General features: G+C 50.0%; 9 protein-coding genes. All 9 read left to right on the top strand.

The window, feature by feature from the left end:
- The first annotated feature begins 1 nt into the window (after nt 1).
- The 9 genes from ACSAMM_RS08580 (at nt 2) to ACSAMM_RS08540 (ending at nt 19,573) form a co-directional block, all read left to right on the top strand.
- Nucleotides 2-2,260: a DUF5696 domain-containing protein gene (locus tag ACSAMM_RS08580; RefSeq protein ID WP_457791064.1), complete on the top strand. Its 2,259-nt coding sequence runs from the start codon at nt 2-4 to the stop codon at nt 2,258-2,260.
- Between the two features lies 1 nt (nt 2,261).
- Nucleotides 2,262-3,170, top strand: a complete 909-nt coding sequence (locus ACSAMM_RS08575) for a carbohydrate ABC transporter permease (RefSeq protein ID WP_457791063.1) — start codon at nt 2,262-2,264, stop codon at nt 3,168-3,170.
- Between the two features lie 13 nt (nt 3,171-3,183).
- Entirely contained in the window at nt 3,184-4,143 is a 960-nt protein-coding gene (locus ACSAMM_RS08570; RefSeq protein WP_457791062.1) for a carbohydrate ABC transporter permease, read from the top strand.
- 51 nt (nt 4,144-4,194) lie between these two features.
- Entirely contained in the window at nt 4,195-5,727 is a 1,533-nt protein-coding gene (locus tag ACSAMM_RS08565; RefSeq protein ID WP_457791060.1) for an extracellular solute-binding protein, read from the top strand.
- Nucleotides 5,728-5,758: 31 nt separating this feature from the next.
- Nucleotides 5,759-8,362 (top strand): glycosyl hydrolase family 28-related protein, encoded by a 2,604-nt coding sequence (locus ACSAMM_RS08560; protein WP_457791059.1) that lies wholly within the window; start codon nt 5,759-5,761, stop codon nt 8,360-8,362.
- A gap of 129 nt (nt 8,363-8,491) precedes the next feature.
- Nucleotides 8,492-10,057, top strand: a complete 1,566-nt coding sequence (locus tag ACSAMM_RS08555) for a hypothetical protein (RefSeq protein WP_457791058.1) — start codon at nt 8,492-8,494, stop codon at nt 10,055-10,057.
- Nucleotides 10,058-10,172: 115 nt separating this feature from the next.
- On the top strand, nt 10,173-12,386 hold the full coding sequence (locus tag ACSAMM_RS08550) for a glycosyl hydrolase family 65 protein (protein ID WP_457791057.1): 2,214 nt from the start codon (nt 10,173-10,175) through the stop codon (nt 12,384-12,386).
- 22 nt (nt 12,387-12,408) lie between these two features.
- Complete coding sequence (locus ACSAMM_RS08545) at nt 12,409-13,314, top strand: alpha/beta hydrolase family protein (protein WP_457791056.1); 906 nt, start codon at nt 12,409-12,411, stop codon at nt 13,312-13,314.
- Nucleotides 13,315-13,390: 76 nt separating this feature from the next.
- Entirely contained in the window at nt 13,391-19,573 is a 6,183-nt protein-coding gene (locus ACSAMM_RS08540) for a leucine-rich repeat protein (RefSeq protein ID WP_457791055.1), read from the top strand.
- Nucleotides 19,574-19,606: the final 33 nt, after the last annotated feature.

Below are 19,606 nucleotides of genomic sequence, written 5' to 3'. Positions count from 1 at the left end.
TATGAAAAAAATCGGGCGAAAAGTTCTGTGTATGCTTGTGGCTGTTGTGATGGCCTTTCTTCGAATTACCCCCGTGCATGGAATCGACGGTCCGACAGATGCGGCCGACACGGCGGCGGATGAGGTGAATGACACCGGGGTGGATACGTCCGCTGTTGAGAATGATCGGCTGCGTCTGACGGTTGATATGGGAAATGGAACATTTTCTCTGATGGATAAGGAGAATGGGAAGACATGGCACAGCGTACCTGAAAATCCCAATGCGGATAAGATCAGCATCGGGATTATGCGCACAAATGTGCGGTCACATATACTGATGGAGTACATAAACCGCGAGGATGAAAACACCGATCAGCTTACACAGACGACAAACAGCTATATTCAGTGCGAGAGCGAAGAGACAATTCAGGTTACCAAGCAGTCTGATGCCTATCGTGTCGAATACACGTTTCAGGAGCTGGGTATCCGCATCCCATTGGTCTATACGTTGAAAGAGGATTGTCTTCAGGTATCGATCGATGTGGCGGGAATCGATGAGGGAAATGAAAACCGCATTGTTTCTATCGCTCTGCTGCCGTATTTTGGAGCAGCCGATCAAACGGTAAACGGTTATTTGTTTATCCCGGATGGCTGTGGTGCTGTGGCTGAGTTTAATCGGAACATCATCCCACTGAAAGCCTATGAAAAAATGATCTATGGTTCAGATTTGGCGCATTCGGCCGAACGGCAGACTTCCAAGGAAATGGACATCCGTCTCCCCGTCTTTGGCACGGTGCAGGACAACGGGGCCGGCTTAATGGGCGTGATAACGGAAGGCGACGGAGCGGCTTCGATCCATGCGGAAACCGGCAGCGCTAAGGTTAACTACAATTATATTTATAGCAAAATGATCCGAAGGATTTACTCGATCGAGAAGTCGTTGTATGTGACGAACAAAAAAAATGATATTTCCACAATCACCTATACGGACTTTGGAACTGACCATTATACCGTGTGTTATTATCCGTTATCCGGGGAAGATGCCTCTTATTCCGGAATGGCGGCCGTCTATCGGGATTTTCTGGCTGAGACTTACTCCATGCAGCCGAATAAGGTTGAACACACACTGTCTCTTAAGGTTTACGGTGCGCTGGAGGAGCAGAAGAATTTCTTAGGAATTCATTACTACAAGAAGCAAGCGCTTACACGTTTTGATGAACTGCAGAACATTCTGAAGGATCTTCAAAAAAACGGTGTGGATGATCTCAGTATTCAATTGTTGGGTTGGACCGGGAACGGTGTGTATAATCGCAAGATTTCAACGGACTGCAAGCCTCTGCGTGTCTTGGGAGGTAAACAATCCTTTGCACAACTGTCCGATTATATACGCGAACAGGGGTTCGTTCTGTATCCAGATGTGGATCTTCTAACATATACAAAAGGTGGCAACAGGATCTCCGTGACATCGGACAGCGCCAAGGCACCAAACGGGGATAATGCAAGGCAATACGCCTATTCGATCGTAACGCAGGAAAAGAGAAATACGATTGATCCTTGGTATTTGCTCCGTCCGCAAAAGATCTCCTCGCTATTTTCCGACTTTCTCCGACAGGCTCAAAAAACAGGAGTCACCGATATATCCTTCTCCGGCATAGGTTCCATGCTCTATTCGGATTTTAAAAAGAGTGACGGAACATACCGGGTTGAAAGCTTGTCCATTATCCAGAAATCGCTCGATCAAGCTGAGAAACAGCAAGGGAGAATAGCTGTCAGCGGCGGCAACGCCTATACGCTTCCATATGTCGACCGTGTATTTGAAGCGCCAGCGTTTTCCAGCGGTTATGATATTTTTTCTTACGATGTCCCGTTTTATCAGATGGTTTTGCAAGGCTATGCCAGCTATACATTACCACCGGTCATACAGTCAGGTGAGCAGAAAACAATGCTTCTTAAGGCGGCAGAAACCGGCAGTGATCTTCTGTATGCGTGTATTGCAGGAGATTCCTATCGTCTTCGTGAAACGAGGCTCTCTGCTATGTACAGTGCAGGCTATGACCTGTGGAAATCACCGGCGATAGATGCCTATGCGTCTTTGAAGGAGTTGTATGTGCGGACAGGCAGCAGTGTAATCGTTCATCACGAACGTCTGGCAGAGGAACTTTATCGTACAACCTATGATAACGGTGTGCAGGTACTTGTGAACTACTCTGCAAATTCCACAGAATACGCGGGTCAAAAGATTGATGGCGAAAGTTTTGTCATGAGTAAGGCGGCGGAATAATATGAAAAAATCATTATCAAAACCGCGCATCACATTAAAAGGGCGTGAAGCCATTTATGCACGCGTATTCATGCTGCCCTTTTATTTGGGCTTTATTCTTTTCTCGGTGAAGCCTTTGATCGAGACGTTTATCTTTATCTTCAACAGTGTTTCGATCCGATACGGCGGCTATGACATGACCTATACGGGAATAAAAAATCTAAATAAGATTTTTAACGAGGATCCGGATTTCCTCTTAAACCTTTTTACTACAGTCGGAAATATGCTTTGGCAAGTACCGTCCATTTTGTTCATATCGCTTTTCCTGGCACTTCTGATCAATTCGAAATTTCATGGATGCGGCCTTGTAAGGGTAATATTTTTTCTGCCGGTTGTTGTCGTTTCCGGTGCGGTTATCACGATCATCCAAAACGACGTGGTCGCTAGCGCGGCACTTAGCGGCGGCGTAGTTGCTGGCGGCAAGATAGAATACGACGTCGGCATCGAGCAGCTGCTGGTGGATGCCGGTATGAACGCAAAAGTTGTTTCTTTTTTTACGACGCTGGCAAACAGTATGTTCAATATGCTTTGGAAGAGCGGTGTGCAGATCGTTTTGTTCCTGGCCGGGCTACAAAGTATTCCGGCCTCACTTTACGAAGCTTCTTCGGTGGAGGGGGCGACAAAGCTGGATGACTTTTTCAAAATTACGCTGCCCATGTCGCTTCCGATCATGCTGGTGAACACGGTATACACGATTGTAGATTCGTTTACGGACGCGAATAATAAGGCGATGAATCAAGTAATGGTCGCCGTGACGGAACTTGATTTTGGCAGCGGCGCAGCGATGGCCTGGGCGTATTTTGTGCTTATCAGTATTTGCATCGCAGCTGTGGGGCTTATTTTCTTAAGGCTAAATAAAAAATACTTTTAGGAGGCGCGTCTGGGTGAAAAATTCTTTAAATGCATATCATGCCAAACGCGTCGGCGTTCGCATCTGTGTTAGTATTGTACGTTTTGTTTTCGTTTCCTGTGTTTGTTACTTGTTCCTCTTTCCGCTGTTGTATCTGCTGATCGCTTCTATCCAGACGCCGGAATCACTGAAAGATCCTTCGGTCGTGTGGATACCACGTGAGCTGACGGCCCAGAACTTCGCGCGCGCTGCTGAGATGCTGGATTTTGGACGGTCATTTGCCTTGACGGCCGCGATCGCTGTTTTCGGTACACTGGCGACCCTGTTCTCTTGTGCGATGGCCGGATATGCCTTGGCACGATTTGAGTTTTTGGAAAAAAGGCTGGCCTTTGCTTTGGTGCTGATACTGATCATCATACCGCCTCAGACGACTTCTATGTCGGTATTCCTGAACTTCCGCTTTTTTGATCCGCTCGGTATCATTTCAGCCTTTGAACCGCTGACGGATATCGACAGCTTGAATCTGATAGGCTCTCCGGTGTCTATTATCCTGCCAGCGGTTTTTGCCAGCGGTATCCGTTCCGGTTTATCGATCTTTATTTTCCGTCAATTCTTTCTTGGCCAGCCAAAGGAGCTTGAGGAGGCGGCCAAGATTGATGGCTGCGGCGTGTTCGGCACATATGCCCGCATCATGCTGCCGCTGGCTACACCAGCGATTATCACGGTTGCGGTCTTCTCCTTTGTCTGGTATTGGAACGATTCTTTCTTCAGTTCGCTGTTCTTTACCGACGATTTGAAGCCGCTGGCGGCGCAAATCGCACTGCTGCGCAATACCTTTCTCGCCGACTCAGGTAATGTATTGTTTTCAGCACAGGAGAGCAAGGCTATCCTTGCGGCGGCCGGTTTGCTGTCCATTGCCGCACCGCTGTTCGTTTATCTTATCATACAGAAGCAGTTTTCCGAAAGTGTAGAACGCACGGGGATTGTGGGCTAAGGTTTTAACAGTTGGGCTGTTGAAATACATAACTAAGAAAGGATCATGACTATGGGAAAGAAGATTATTAGTGCATTCGTACTTGTGGCAATGCTCGGTTCTTTGGTTGCCTGTCAGGGCAATAAGAATCCAGATGACGGAACGAGCACAGTATCAAACAACTCGACGGCTAATATTTCAGGCAGCGAATCGGCAGTTTCCGAGGGGATGTCCACAGAGTCAGAGAACGGGGATAATAATTCCGAAACGAATGCTACGACCAGCGGTCAGACAAATTCCGGCAGCAAAGGGTCTGGCAATTCGAAAACGACAACTATCAAGCCTCCGACGGCGAATATCAAACCTCCGACGCAGCCGACGATAGAAAAATCTCAACTGGAAGGTAAAAATTACGGCGGCAAGACCTTTAAGTTCCTTTATTGGTATTCGCCGGATGATGTTGTCAAGCGCAAGGTCGCGGCGTTTAATAAGGCGCACAACGCGAACCTGACGATTGACGTTGTGCCGGCAGAAATGAACGAGACTGTCGCCAAATCAATCGCCAGCGGCACGCCATACGATGTGATCGCCAACCACGGCCGGTATTTCCCGCAAACGATCTTTGCCAATCTTTACGAGCCTCTGGAAGGGCAAATTGCCAAGCAGGATATGTATGACGCCTCTAATCCCGAGCGTTGGGGACTGAGCAAGGCGGTATGCGATGCTTTTGCGTGGAACGGTCGTTACTATGCGCTTGGCAGTGCGAAAAGCGTGTATCCATATGTGCTTTACTATAACAAAAAGATGTTTAAGGAGGCCGGACTGGACGATCCCTGGGAGCTGTATCAGAAGGGGCAGTGGACATGGGAGAAGTTCCTCGAGATGGCCTATATGGTCACCGATGTGTCCAACAACCAGTTCTTTTTCCATAACGATGAGCTGATGAACTGGTTGTGCCTGAACACCGTTTCCGGGATCACGCTTAAGGACGGTGTGCTGACCGAAACAATGACAAATGCCGACTTTGTATCCGCTGTCACGCAGTTCCAGAAAAACCTGACAGGAGAAAACCCGATATCGATGTTCGCCTCTGGCGGGGATCCATTTAAATCGGGGCGTGCTTATACCTCGATGCAGGTGACGGATGCATATAAGCAACTGGCCAACAATGTGCGCACCTCCAGCGCCTTTGGCCGTAAAGTGGAAAATCTGGGCACCGTTCCGATGCCGTATGCCCCGATGAACAAGAGCAAGAAGTATCCCGGCCATGCACCGCAGGGCTACAGCGCGACCAAGGGTGCCGATCCGTCGGTGGCGGCGTGCTATGCACTGTTTGAGAGCCGTTACACAGATGTCAAGGGGAGCGGCTATCAGCTGCCGGTCGAGGTGCGCAACGAGATCGATAAGCTGTTTGCCATGAACGGCTATCTGCCTTATGTCGGTTTCAAAAACTCCAGCGGCTATGGCTACAGCAATATCGTAAACGAAAAGATTGCACATGAGATCGCGGGTGGCGCGGATGTCAATGCGACGATCAATAACTATCGCAACGAGGTCAACCGCCTGATTGAGGAAACGCTCGATAAAGCATCCGAATTGAAATGAGTTCATTCACAGAAAGGTTGGGCTACGATTTATGAAACGTATTGCCGCTATCAGTACGGCAGTGTTGCTGCTTCTGTCTGCAACATCATGTCAAGGGCGCAAGCCCCCCAACGAATCTGCGGTCAGCATCGACAGCTCGGTGATTGTCGAACCGACCGGCATTTTGCCGGAATCCTCTGACACGGCCCAATCGTTTACAGAGGATAGCGGAGGAAATTCTACGGGCAACCCTAGCGTTCGGCCCTCGACCGGATCAGGCAGCGGCCAAAAGCCAAGCAACAGCTCTACGACATCGAGTGGCCAAATCGGCAAAGACGATCCAAAGCTATGGTCGAACGCCGCTCTAACCCCTCCTGGCGATAAATATGATGTGCCGAACATTCAACGTTCCGGCGCAAATGCCCCGGTTATCGCCCAACTGAGCAAGCAGGTCTCGCCCGGTAGCAGCGTGACGGTGTCCGGCAGCGGATTTTCCGCTGCCGGAACCAAGGCGTATGTGTTCGCACAAAACGGCTCGGCAGCGGGCAAGACATATGAAGCGTCGATGAAAACCGTTGATGATAATACGATGATCGTCACGGTTGACGCGTCGCTTAAGTATGGCATCTATGGCATTTATGTAAAGAATGCGAACGGCACCAGCAACCTCGCCTATGTGAACCGCCCGCTCGTCTGGTGGGTTGGCATGACAGCGGTGAATTCGGGTGATGAATTCAGCCTGTACGGGGAAAACCTGACCACCGGAAACGGCAGTTCGACAAACGCGTATCTCGTCAACGACGAGGGCGGATGGCGTAAGCTGGAGGTGCGTTTTGCGGATCCATACAAGGTGACGGTCAAGATCCCAACCGGATTGGCGGACGGCAAGAAATATACGGTACGTCTGCACAACGGCCACGGCGGTCAGCAGGGCTGGGCGGACGCCACAGAAACGATCACCTATTATGCCGCCAGGGTTAATGCCTTTACGGGCAAGACACTGAATGTAACCGCCTACGGCGCCGATCCGGCCAATGCGGCCAACGACGACAGCGCCGCACTCCAGAAAGCGATCAATGCGGCGTCAGACGGGGACACCGTCTACTTCCCAGCTGGAACATATCTGTGCAAATCGTCTATCACCGTGCCGGTCGGTATCCGTCTGAAGGGCGACGGGGCAGAGAAAAGTAAGATCGTCATGGGCTCCGCACTGAAAGATACCAGTATCTTTAAGATCAAGGTCGGCCCCACGGAAATTTCCAGCTTAGGTTTTGAGGATGTCAGTACAACTAAACAAATTAAGGCCGGATTCATCGATTATTACGGCGATATGACGGTCAGCGAAAGCGCCAATCTGTATATTCATGACTGCCGTTTTGTGCAGGGTACCCGTGCTAATATGCGATCCAAGTATGCGGTGATCCAGGCGCGTGCCGCAGCCAGCGTCGTGATCGAAAACAACTATTTTGAGGCCACCACGGTTATGTTCACCTCGTCTATGCAGAAGGTGATCGTCCGCAACAACGAGATATGCGGTGTATTCTATTGCGGGAAATACTACGATCAGAACACGTTTCTGATCTGGGATACCGAGATGTTCGACGCGTCGAACAACAAGATCTATGGCAAGGATCTGCTGACGGATAACAGCGGTGAACTCAGTTCTAACGATTTTACGGTCGGACGCTCGTTTGCCATCCAGGGCTTTAACCGTAATCAGTATATCTCACATAACACGATCACGCGGGCAGGCCTGCCGAACGACAATGCGGGTGAGCAGATCATGCTGGAGGGTATTAAAGATTTATATTTCGGAAAGATCACGTCCGCAACCGAAACCACTATAACTGCACCGTATGTGAAAGCACTGAAGAAAAACTATATCGTCACGATTGTTAAGGGGAAAGGCGCCGGGCAAACCCGCCATATTAAGACGGCTAAGAACAAGAGCATCACGTTGTCTGAACCATGGGTGATTGTGCCGGACAACACCAGCACCATCCTGATTACAGCCGGTTTTGATAACTATGCGATCCATGCAAATACGATCGACGGCTTTAAGAATCATAACAAGGCGTATACGGCCACCTGCGGTGTGCAGGTGTACGGTAATACGCACAACACCTTTATTACAAACAACACGTTCAAAAACATGGTTAACGGCGTGTGCCTGACCTCGCATTTCCAGTGTGACGGCAAGGTGGAGATGACAAACGGCGTCTATTGGACGACCGTGGACAACAACAAGATCGAGGATTGCTCGGTCGGCATCAAGTTCAAGCTGTCGCATATGATCGCACAAAATGCAGACGAGATCGCCATGTATACCAGCTATGGTGTGACGATACGAGGCAATGAGTTCAAAAACATGATGGACTTCGACTTCGATAGTCGCCGAACGCTGGGCGGTGTCGGGATCGAGCTTGGTACGCGAATGTATACCTATACGAACGTTCAGCCGACAGTCACATGGAACGGCGCATGGGAAAATGCCTCGCTGATCGAGAACAACCGCTTCATTAACTGCGCAAAGCATAACATCATCCTTTGCCGTCATCAAGGGAACACCGTATTACGCGGCAATCAGGCTTCTGGCCCAGTGACGGAAATCGTCGATATTGAAAAACCGGGCTACGCTCCGATCCATATGAATTGAGTCTACGGGACGGAGTAAAAAAGATGGTAGATGCTCCTGCCAGAAAATATCAGGAAGGGGGGAAAACAAAAAGGCATTCCTTCGGCGAGCTCTGCAATGCACATTTTAAAACGAAAAGGAGAGTTACCTGTGAAAAAGTTCTTGTCTATCGCATTATCTGTGGCACTGATGATCACGGCGCTGTGTTCCATTGGTTTGCTCGCGTCAGCGGAAGAAGATGCTTACGGTACAAAAGAGGATGGCATGAACGCCGGCAGAGGCCAGGTTCAGAACAGCTATGAGCCGCTGGAAGAGCCGAAGAACCTCGATTTCTCCGAGGGCCTGCGTTACTGGACGAACATCGATGCCGGCGTTAAGGCGGACTATGCCAGCACGTCTGTTTCGCTGCACAACGAGAACGGTTTTGACTATATCAAGATGAATGGCAAAAATCCCGTGAATCTGGGTATCGTCTGCTATCCGTTCTATCTTGGCGATACTATTAAAAACGGCGACCGCGTAGCGCTCCTCTTTGATTGGCGCGGTGAAAAGCTGGACGCCCGCATTCATCTGCGTCAGGCGAGAGTTGCTGAAACATGGGTAACCTCGAACGATGCTACGGATTTGATTACGGCGGAAACGGCTGATGGCTGGAACACAGCGGTCAGTCCTGCACAGGGCGTATGTACGGTGAGCCAGGCAGACAAAGCGGCATGTTATCTTGTATATATTCAGGAAACCAACGAAAAGGTCGAAAACGCCTCCACGGTCGAGATAAAGAATATCCGTGTGGTCAAGACCAACGAGGATTCCTCCAAATTCTGGGATCTCAGGACGGGCGAGGAGATCACTGTTGCGCCGTCCGATCCCTATGGCACATTTGATGAGGGCATCGATGCCGGCCGTAATGTGCTCAATAGCACTTATGAGAAGATTGAGGGGCCGCATAATCTGGATTTCTCCGAGGGTCTGCGCTATTGGTCGTGGTTGGCTCCGGCCGGTGTGACGGTCACTAAGACCACCGATATCGGCTCGATCCACAAAGCGGATGGCTATAACTACATTAAGCTGAACAAGGCCAACGCGCAGTATGCAGGCTTTGCTTCGTATCCGTTCACCCTGAATAATTTGACGAAAGAGGGCGACTATCTCGCCATCATCTATGAGTGGCGCGGCGAGAGCAGCGATTTTATGGTGCATATGCGGGAGGAGCGCAAGGGCGGCCAAGGCGACTGGGTGACCGACTCTTATAACACTCTGTATAATGCCGCCACCACTGACGACGGCTGGAACACGAGTGTGATTTCGGCTATGAAGGGACTAGCTGCAGACGAAACGGAGCCTTACTATTATATCGGCATCCAGACTAACACGCCTCTTAACGACTGTGACACGGAGTTTCGCAACCTGCGCCTTGTTCGGACGAACGGCCTTGGCGAGGACAGCACCAAATTCTGGGATCTTAAGACCGGCGAGGAGATCGTTCTCAAGATGGACGGCGAGGAACCTGAGGACCCTGACACTCCTAGCAACCCGGGCAACCCGAGCACTCCTAGCAACCCGGGCAACCCGAGCACTCCTAGCAACCCGAGCACGCCGGATACGCCCGATGCTCCTGACACGCCGAACACTGGTGTTGCCTTGGCTGTGTGGCCGTTTGTCGCGACGATTGCCGCCGCCGGCGGGGCTAGCCTCCTGCGGAAAAAGAAATATTGACGCGGTTGTACAAATTTGCTTTTCTGACTAAAGGATAATGTTCGAATCCCCCCCGGCACCGTTTGTGGCCCGGATGCCGGGGGGAAATTTATATGCGGGTATGAGGGATACTGCCATGATAAGCAAAACGTGGAGGATCGAGGAAACCGAATTCGACAAAACGGCGATCGAGCAGAATGGCAGCCGCTTTTTGGTAGCCAACGGATACATGGGGTATCGCGGCACTCTGGAAGAGTTCCGTGCGCCGCAGCTGACGGCGCTGAATCTCGCCGGCCTGTTTGATCGCAATGGAGACTCCTGGCGTGAATCGGTCAATGCACCGAATCCACTTTATACATATACCAGGATCGGCAAGGAAAAGCTGGATGTACTTTGTTTGCCGATCCGCACACACCGTCAGCAGCTTGATTTTTTTCACGCGCTCCACAGCCGTGAGACAGTGTTTGTTTTGCATGACGGCACGGCGGTCAGCGTGCGCGCCGAGCGCTTTGCAAGTCTGGCCGATGAACATATTCTGGCTATGCGCTATGAGGTGACGGCCGATACAGATGTTGTTATCGAACTCAAAACCGGCCTTGACGGCTGTATCTGGGATATCAATGGCCCTCATCTGAATGAGGGGCTCTACCATTTTGCGGATAACGTGAGCCGTTGGAATTTCCGGACATTGGAGAATCGGATTCCTCTCTCGGTTTACGAAACGATATGTATGGACGGCGCTGCCTGCAGCGCGGCGAAGCAGGAAAATGGCTGCTGGCTGCATACGCTGCGAGGCAGCCGGTCGCTCGTTATTGAAAAGATCTGCGCTGTGTATTGGGGAGAAGATACGGTTGCGGCAGATCGGGCGTTTGCAGCTGCGGCAGCTATAGGCTATGAGGGTTTGCGCGCGGCGCACTGCCTGGCCTGGGAGAAAGTCTGGGATCGTGCAGACATTACCATTGATGGTGATAATGAAGCTCAGTTCGCGCTGCGGTACAGCCTGTATCATCTGAACGCGATTGCTCCGCGCGGGGGCGGACGGTGTGGTATACCGGCGCGCGGCCTTTCCGGCCAGGTATATAAGGGCGCATCCTTCTGGGACACCGAGATGTTCATGCTGCCGTTTTTTGATTTTACCGATCCCGAGGTCGCCCGCCGCTTGGTACAGTATCGCATCCATACGCTCCCCGGCGCGCAGCGCAAAGCGGCCGAAATTCACTGCGGCGGCGCTTTTTATGCCTGGGAGAGTCAGGAAACCGGCGACGATGCCTGTACGCTGTTCAACATAACCGATGTTTTTACGAAGCGACCGCTGCGTACCTATTTCCGGGATAAACAGATTCATATCAGCGCGGACGTCGTATATGGCTTGTGGGAATACTGCTGCATTTCCGGAGACCATTCACTCCTGATGCAGGGCGGGCTGGAAGTGATCTGGCAATGCGTTCGCTTTTTCTACAGCTATGCGTATTACAAACCGCAGAAACAGCGCTATGAGCTGCTGGATGTCGTGGGCCCGGATGAATACCATGAGCGTGTGAATAATAACGCTTACACAAACGCTATGGTTAAGCACGCGGCGTCGATCCTGCTTTTGGCGCTGGATTGGGTTAAGATACATGACCGTGAGGGCTATGCAGATTTTATCACAGAACATGATGTATCATGGACCGAAGAGTTTGCTCAAAAGCTGTATGTGCCGAATCCGGATGAAAACAATCTGATTGAACAGTTTGATGATTATTATACGCTGGAGGATGTTCGGCCGGCCGCACTCAAAAAACGCGAGCTCGATCCGAACGAATACTGGGGATGCGGCCATGGACTGGCGACTACGACACGTGTACTGAAACAGGCAGATGTTGTGATGATGCTCAGTGTGCTTCGCCGCCAATATTCCGAAAAGGTTAAGAAAGCCAACTGGGCCTTTTATGAGCCGTATACAGAACACGGTTCAAGTCTGAGCGCCTGCGCTTACGGGATTGTAGCAGCCAATGTTGGCGATCCGAATTGGGCGTACCGGTATTTTATGAAAACGGCAACGGTCGATCTGACCGGTGCGACACGGCAGTATCTTGGAACGCTGTATATCGGCGGTACGCATCCAGCCGCTAACGGTGGATCATGGAATACGGTTATATTCGGTTTTGCCGGTGTGAGCTATGACGAAAACACGTTGGATATTGCGCCGCATCTGCCCGATGGTTGGAAGGGATTGAGCTTTAGGCTGCTTTGGAAGGGCGTCCTGCTGCATATACGGATTCGCGGAAAAAATATAACGGTTCATGCAAACGGAAAGGAAGCAAAGGACACCCGGATTACGATATACGGTAAACCGTATATGCTGTGAGGGAGCTTGGAGGAGAGGCTAAATGGTGATCGAACATATTCTGAAAGACGAATCGCTGGATCTGGCACCGTACATAGCCGGACATACAGGCGACAGAACCGTAACCTATAAAGTCGTAGATAATGAACCGATACATCTGAGCTTTTTTTATCCGCCGCATTTTGAGCCGAACAGGCGGTATCCGGCCTTTCTGTTTGTGCATGGCGGTGGATGGCGCAGTCGAAAGATCTTTGCCGATCAGGCAGGATGGGGCGGCGACCATCTCGGCTATCTGGCGCGGTATTATGCCGATCGCTCGTTCGTCTGTGTAAGCATAGACTACCGTTTGGCGGATAAATATGCTCAGGCGGCGGGAAAACAGCTCTCCGATCTGTATGAAGATTGCTATGATGCGGTAGAGTATGTCTTGCGGCACTTGGCCGAAAATGGTATCGATGAAAAGAATATCTATCTGCTGGGGGAGTCGGCCGGCGGCTGGCTTGCCGGCGCGTTGGCTACTTTTCATTACCGACCGACGCACCAATTTAAAAAGGTCTTTCTGGTCAATGCCATTACCGATCTTTCTAACGATCTGGGGTGGAGCGCTTATGTGCCGCAGTATCCGGATAATGGCGCGCTTGCCTCATTATCAATCGAGAAAAGGGCGGAATTCTTGTCGCCTGATCAGCAAATCACGGCGAGCACCTGTCCGGTGGTGCTGATTCACGGAGCTAATGACCGTTGCGTTAGCTTCCTTCATTCTGAACGGTTTCATGCGAGAATGGAGCAGTTGGGGAGACCATGTCATTTACATCGCCTGGAGGATACAGATCACGCATTTCTTCTGGCTGAATATACAGACAACCTTTCGGCTTGCTTACTGGGCATCCGAATCTTGGATAAAGAAATACAATACGCCTTTGATGAGGAAAACGCTCCTATAGAATAATATGGTCTCTGTAAAGAGCGATTTGGTGTACATTGTGATTGTTCTCGCGAGTTCAAAAAAAGAGGGAGGGACTACTATGCGATTACTGAGAAAGGCGTTATCTATTTGCTTGTCTTTGGCGATGGTACTAGCTATTTTCCCTGCGCTCGTAGTGCGAGCCGAAATTGCGGAGTTGGATACGTTTACGAATATCAACGGAACCGGAATATCCGGTGTATTGTACAGCGACGGAAGATTGGTACTGTCCGGTAATGCCAAAAACGGCAATTTTTCGTTAAGCAGTGAGTTAAAGGCGGATACTCGCTTAAAGTATGTTGATTTTAGCGCGACGACGGGTATTGTCACTCTGAACGGCGGCGGCTTTGCCGGAGCCAGTATTGAACGTTTCGATTTTCCTGAAAGTGTAAAAACTGTGGGGAGTGGTTTGCTGCAAAACTGCACGCATCTGAAAAGTGTAGAGTTTCCCGCTTTTTTGGGCGAAAACGATGCAACCGTATATACATCGAATTTCTTAAAGGGGACAACAGCACTTGAGAGCGTGACGATTGACTTTGTCATGGACAGCACCTTAGCCGGAAGCGGGCTTTTGGGCGATGCCGGCCGTCCAGTTGGGCAAGGCGGACTTTCTATCACCTTCGGTGAGCATGCAACCATATTCAACGACTTGTACTTTGCCAATAACAGTCAGATCACTCGTGTAAAGGTAGACGCTTCTTCGGTTAGCTTTCGTGGGCGGCCGTTTGCCAGTGCTGCTAATCTGCAGGTAATCGATTTATCTGCGGTAACAGAGATTACACGTTACAATGAATCCATTTTTCAAGATATTGCTCAGAACAGCGTAGTATATCTATCTGAACGGTCGCTTGCTGAGAATCTGATAGGCAGTGTTAACAACACGCGCGATTATGGCAACGGGCATTATTGTTCCTCAAGAACCGGGCTGGTAGTGCTCAGCGGCGGGAAAGCCGACGAGCTGACTGCTCCGCAGCTTCCGGTCTTATCAAAAGATGGATTTTTGTTCGACGGGTATTTTACGGACAACGGCGGTACACAAGTGACCGCAGTGGCTGTTGGTAAGATAACGGAGGCTTCGTTTTCGATCGGTGTAGTTGAAACTTACATCAATATTGCCGGCACTGGCCTCAATGGTACCCTTTTGTCAAACGGGGTCTTGGTATTAAACGGAACGGCAGTAGAGGGCAGTTTTGCATTGAGTTCCGAACTAAAAAATGAGCCGCGCCTGCGCCGCCTGGATTTTGAACAGGTAACCGGCTTGTATAGGTTCTCCGAAGGAGCATTTGCCGGTTCCTATTTGGAATCCATGACGATACCTTCGTCTGTGACAAATCTTGGCGGAGCGTTATTTCAAAATTGTGTGCATCTGCGCGAAGTGGGGTTCCCTTCATCTTTGAATGCGGAAACGGCAGTGCTGGATTATACCGATATGCTCAAGGGTACATCGGCGCTTGAAAAGGTGACGATCGATTTTTGCATGGGAGATGTATCGAATAATGCCGGCCTTTTGAAAAATGCCGGACGTTCCGCGGAGAACGGAGGCTTAGCTGTCGTATTTGGCCCTCATGCGGCTGAATTGGGGGATCGGTACTTGTGTGCCAATCCCAATATTGTTAAAGTAACCGTTCAGGCGGAAACGATCAGCTTTAATGGACAGACATTTGCGGTCGCCCAGAATCTAATGGTAATTGATCTGACAGCCGTTAAAGCGATAACCTCCTGTGCAGAAGGCGTTTTTCAGAATATCGGCGAAAACAGCATCATTTATGTTGACACAGCTTCAATCGCTCAGATGTTCTCCGGAAATACAGCCAATGTGGCTGCAACAGGCAACGGACATTTCTGCTCATTACGCACCGGCATTGTTGTAATGAATGGCGCGGTCGCGCAGGATATGACGGCTCCCTTACTGCCGTCCGTCTCAAAATTGGGTTATGTTTTTGACGGCTATTTTCTGGCTGATTCGGTGACTTTTGTAACGGCTGTCATACCCGGTCGTATTATTATTGCTTCGTTTTCTGTCGCTGCAATTGCAAACTACTCAAATATTAATAATACCGGAATTGATGGGACTCTTTATAGCGACGGCAAGCTGGTGCTTTCCGGTACAGCTACAGATGGCTCGTTCTCGTTAAGTATGGCTTTGAAAGACGATGCCCGCTTAAAAAGCATCGATTTTTCCGGAACGACCGGTATAGTTACTTTGCTGGGCGGTGCATTTGCGGAGTCTTCGATCGAAGAGTTTACTTTCCCCTCTACGATCACAACCTATGGAAATTCACTTTTTAAAAATTGCCGTAAGTTGAAGCGATTGATCTTTCCAGCCTTTTTCGACGAAGAAAACGTTACTCTGTACAGCAGCAATTTTCTGAACGGGACAAGTGCTTTGGAATATGTTGAGTTTCATTTCACCATGAGCGGCGCGGCCGGCCCTGCACACTCGCTGCTTTACGGGGCTGGAAGACCAGCCGTTAATGGCGGCCTGACGGTCGTTTTCGGTGAGGAAGTATCCGAATTTAACGATCTGTATTTTGCCGAAAACAGCAATATTGTTTGTGTAAGGATGATGGCCGATACGGTTTCTTTTAATGGCCGACCTTTTGCCAGTTCACGCAATCTGAAAATTATTGATATGTCGGCTGTCAAATCTGTATCCAAGAACAACGAGGCCCTTTTTCAGGACATTGGCGAAAACAGCGTGGTATATCTTTCTTCACGGGATATCGCCAGCATGTTCATCGGAAGTGAAAACAATACACGTAGCTACGGGAACGGCCACTACTGCGCTTCCAGAACTGGTTTAATCGTATGTCGGGGTGCGCAGATTGATATCGAGTACACGGACGGGCGGCTACCGCTTCTGGAAAAAGACGGATACTCCTTTATTGGTTATGCAACACAAGCTGAAGATGTAGATACGATATCGCAGATCCTTGGAGAAATGGCAATCGCTATTTTCACGCCAGGAGAAGCACCAAATGTTGTTAAGACATATCCCGAAGAAACGGTTGGAACCGGCCTGGAAGCTACGCTGTATTCGGATGGCTCCCTGATTGTCACCGGCGACGGGCACATCATTAAAACGGCTGCTTTTGAAAACGAAGCGGAAATTCGTTTGGTACAGCTTCCGGCCGGGATAACGACGATCGGGCCATCCGCCTTTGCAGGAACTGGCCTTACCCGCATGGCAATTCCGGATACGGTAAATACGATCGGTGCAGCAGCTTTTCAGAACTGTACACAGTTGGAGGAGATTACGCTGGGGAGCGGGTTGACGGCTGCGGATTCGATCGGCATAGCGGCCTTTGCCGGGACATCTGCGCTGGAGAAGGTCATCACCTCCTCCGCACCGGCTTGCACCATGACCTCTCCCGCCGGTGAGAATAATCCATGGCGTCTGGCAGGGCGTGCGGGGGACAATGGCGGTTTTCTGCTTGTTCTCAAGCCATCCGTTACGGAGATAGGTGCCAGTTTCGTAGCTTCGGCGCAGAATTTGACCAAGGTAGTGATAGAGTCTGCACAGCTTTCCGCAATCGGCCAATTTGCTTTCAGCAACTGCCCGAATCTGCGTATTGTGGATTTGACGTCAGCACCAGCGAGTATGGTGGTCGGGCAAGCGTTTAACTGGCTGTACGATGGAAGCGTTATTTTTGTCGGCTCGGCTAATGTTGCAGCCGTATTTTCCGATGGTCGCACAGGTGTTTCGCTTACGGATTATACACGGGCCGGACAATATGATCCTTCAAAGACCGCAATCCGACGTACAGACAGTTCTTCTGATGTGACAATCTTCTATCCAAGCTATGACTTTCCGCTACCGGAAAACACGGCTGCTCCCGGAGACTTCTACTGCCCGCCATCATTGGCAGTGGGCACAGAAGGCTGTCCGGTTATCAGCGGCTTTACCGATCAGGCGGATCCCGATCAGAGTATTACAGTTGAAGGGAGCAACTTCACCGCTGGTGATACACCTGAAGTTTGGGTCTATGCGCAAACGAATGTTCAGGACGGAACGTTTTATCGCGCTGCTGTAGCGGGAGGATCGCCAACCGGTTTTACGGCAACAATGGCTGCGTCTATGCCCTATGGCATGTATCTTCTGTACATCAAAAATGGCGTTGGATTCAGCCGCCCCGTCCGCATTAACGCGCCTCGTGTAACATGGCTCAGTGCGGATAATGCTTCCGCCGGCGAAACGATCACGATTTACGGGAATAATCTGACGACCGATAATCTGGAGGGTACAAGCTATGTTTACCTTCGTCGCGCAGATGCCGGAGACAGCGAACCCTCGATTTCTGCAGCTGTCAATTATGCAGATCCTTATAAGGTGACATTTGTGGTTCCGTCCGGTTTACAGGCGGGGGCTGTTTATCAGATCTGGCTGCATAATGGTCATGGAGGCAATTACGGTTGGAGCGAGCCCGCAATGTTTACCTACAGCGGTATAGCGACGACGTCATCTGCAAATGTGCGCAATGTGATGAACTACGGTGCGGCGGGAGACGGCGCGGCGGATGATACGCCTGCAATCGTGGCCGCCATTGAAGCTGCTGACAGTGGGGATACAATATATTTTCCTGTAGGCACCTATCGTATTACACAGAGAATAGTAGTTTCGAAATCCGTTCATTTCCTCGGTGCAGGAAATGATGCCAGCACAATCAGCATCGGGAGCAATTTTCCGCTCACTCAAAATGCGTTTTATTATAACTCGCCTCAGGCGATTCCAACCTCATTTCGCGATCTTGCTTTTGTGGATACACGCATACGAAGTGATACAGAGGCCCCAGCCGAAATTATTCGGGTTCATTTGGCTGCAAATGCATCAGGCAATATCAACAGCAACGGAAAGATCAATTTCCGCTTTGAAGAGTGCCGTATAGAACGCATCGCGTTTGAGCAGTCTCGAACGGCAACGGTAATCTCATATCCGTCGAATGCGATCAAGATCACGTATTTGGACGGGATCAGCATCCAAAACAATACGTTTACCTGTGCCGATGCCTTAAATATGAGCGTGTGTTCGCGTATGTTTATCCAGAGTAATCAGTTTTACGGCAATTGGGTCTCAATTGCTGGCGAATTTAATGCACCGTGTGCCATTATGATATGCGGAAACGAAAAATTGGATATTAGCGGCAATCAGATTTACGGCCGCGATGCGCTGACAGATCCACAGCAGGCTTATGCCGTAGGAGATGAAACCTTTGGGCGTGCTATTTGTATGGCCGGAGGTAATTATACAACATGGAACGTCTATATTGCCAAGAATGATACCAAGTGCATCGGAAATCAAAACAACAACCTTGGAGAGCAGATATTGTTTGAATCTGGTGCAACACTTGTTTCGGCGAACGCTGTCAGTTCCACGCCCATGAGCGTTACCTTTGCGGACGATGTCGATGTTTCGGGCTTGTGTAAGGATCGGATGATCGGTATCCTGTCCGGTCAGGGCAAACGCCAGTATCGCGTGATCACCTCCGTTTCAGGCCAGACCGTTACGATCTCCGAACCATGGACGATTCAGCCGGACGAGACCAGTTATTTTGTTGCGGGAAAATTCTATCGCGATATTGTGGTGTACAAAAATATGCAGATGTCGTTTACAAATGTTACAGACGGTATGAACGCTTCCTGCGGAATCGGCGGTCCGTGTAATACGGTCAATCTAACGGTGTCGTCCAATACATATTCCTATATGAATACACCGGTCGGCCTATACTCTATTGTGGAACAGAAAAATGGCCAGAATCTCTATGATATTCTGGCATGGGCAAAATTTGATCATAATGCAGCTGAAAAAGTAAAAAACGGTTTTGGATTGCGCGTATTCTATTACGGCAGCGGAGATACTGTACCAAAAACCGGTGCAACGATGTCGGGCATCCTTTTCCGGAACAATTCTGTCAACGACCTTGTTTGGAGCCGGGACTTGAATGTTCTCGGAGGGAGCAGTTACGCAATGGCTCTAGGAACACCGGAAAGAGATAGCTGGGCCGTTACGCAAACAAGCAATTTTGGATGGATCGATGGTTTGGTATACGAAAACACAATATCACCGGACGAAGAGGTCGGTGGAATCCATCTGATGAAGCATCAAGCAGGAACGATTTTACGCAACAATCATTTAGGTAACGACGATGTGAATATCGACGAGGATGCAGAAGCTGCCATATACGTCGATGCTTCTTCAGTGACGATGCGCAAATATTGGGTCGTAGACGGAAGCGTGCTGAACTGATGGATTAGGCCAATACAACGTGATAATAAAAAG

The sequence above is a fragment of the Anaeromassilibacillus sp. SJQ-5 genome (assembly GCF_054108045.1).
Note: the sequence above shows the minus strand (reverse complement) of the source record. Positions and strands in the feature narration are given on the sequence as shown.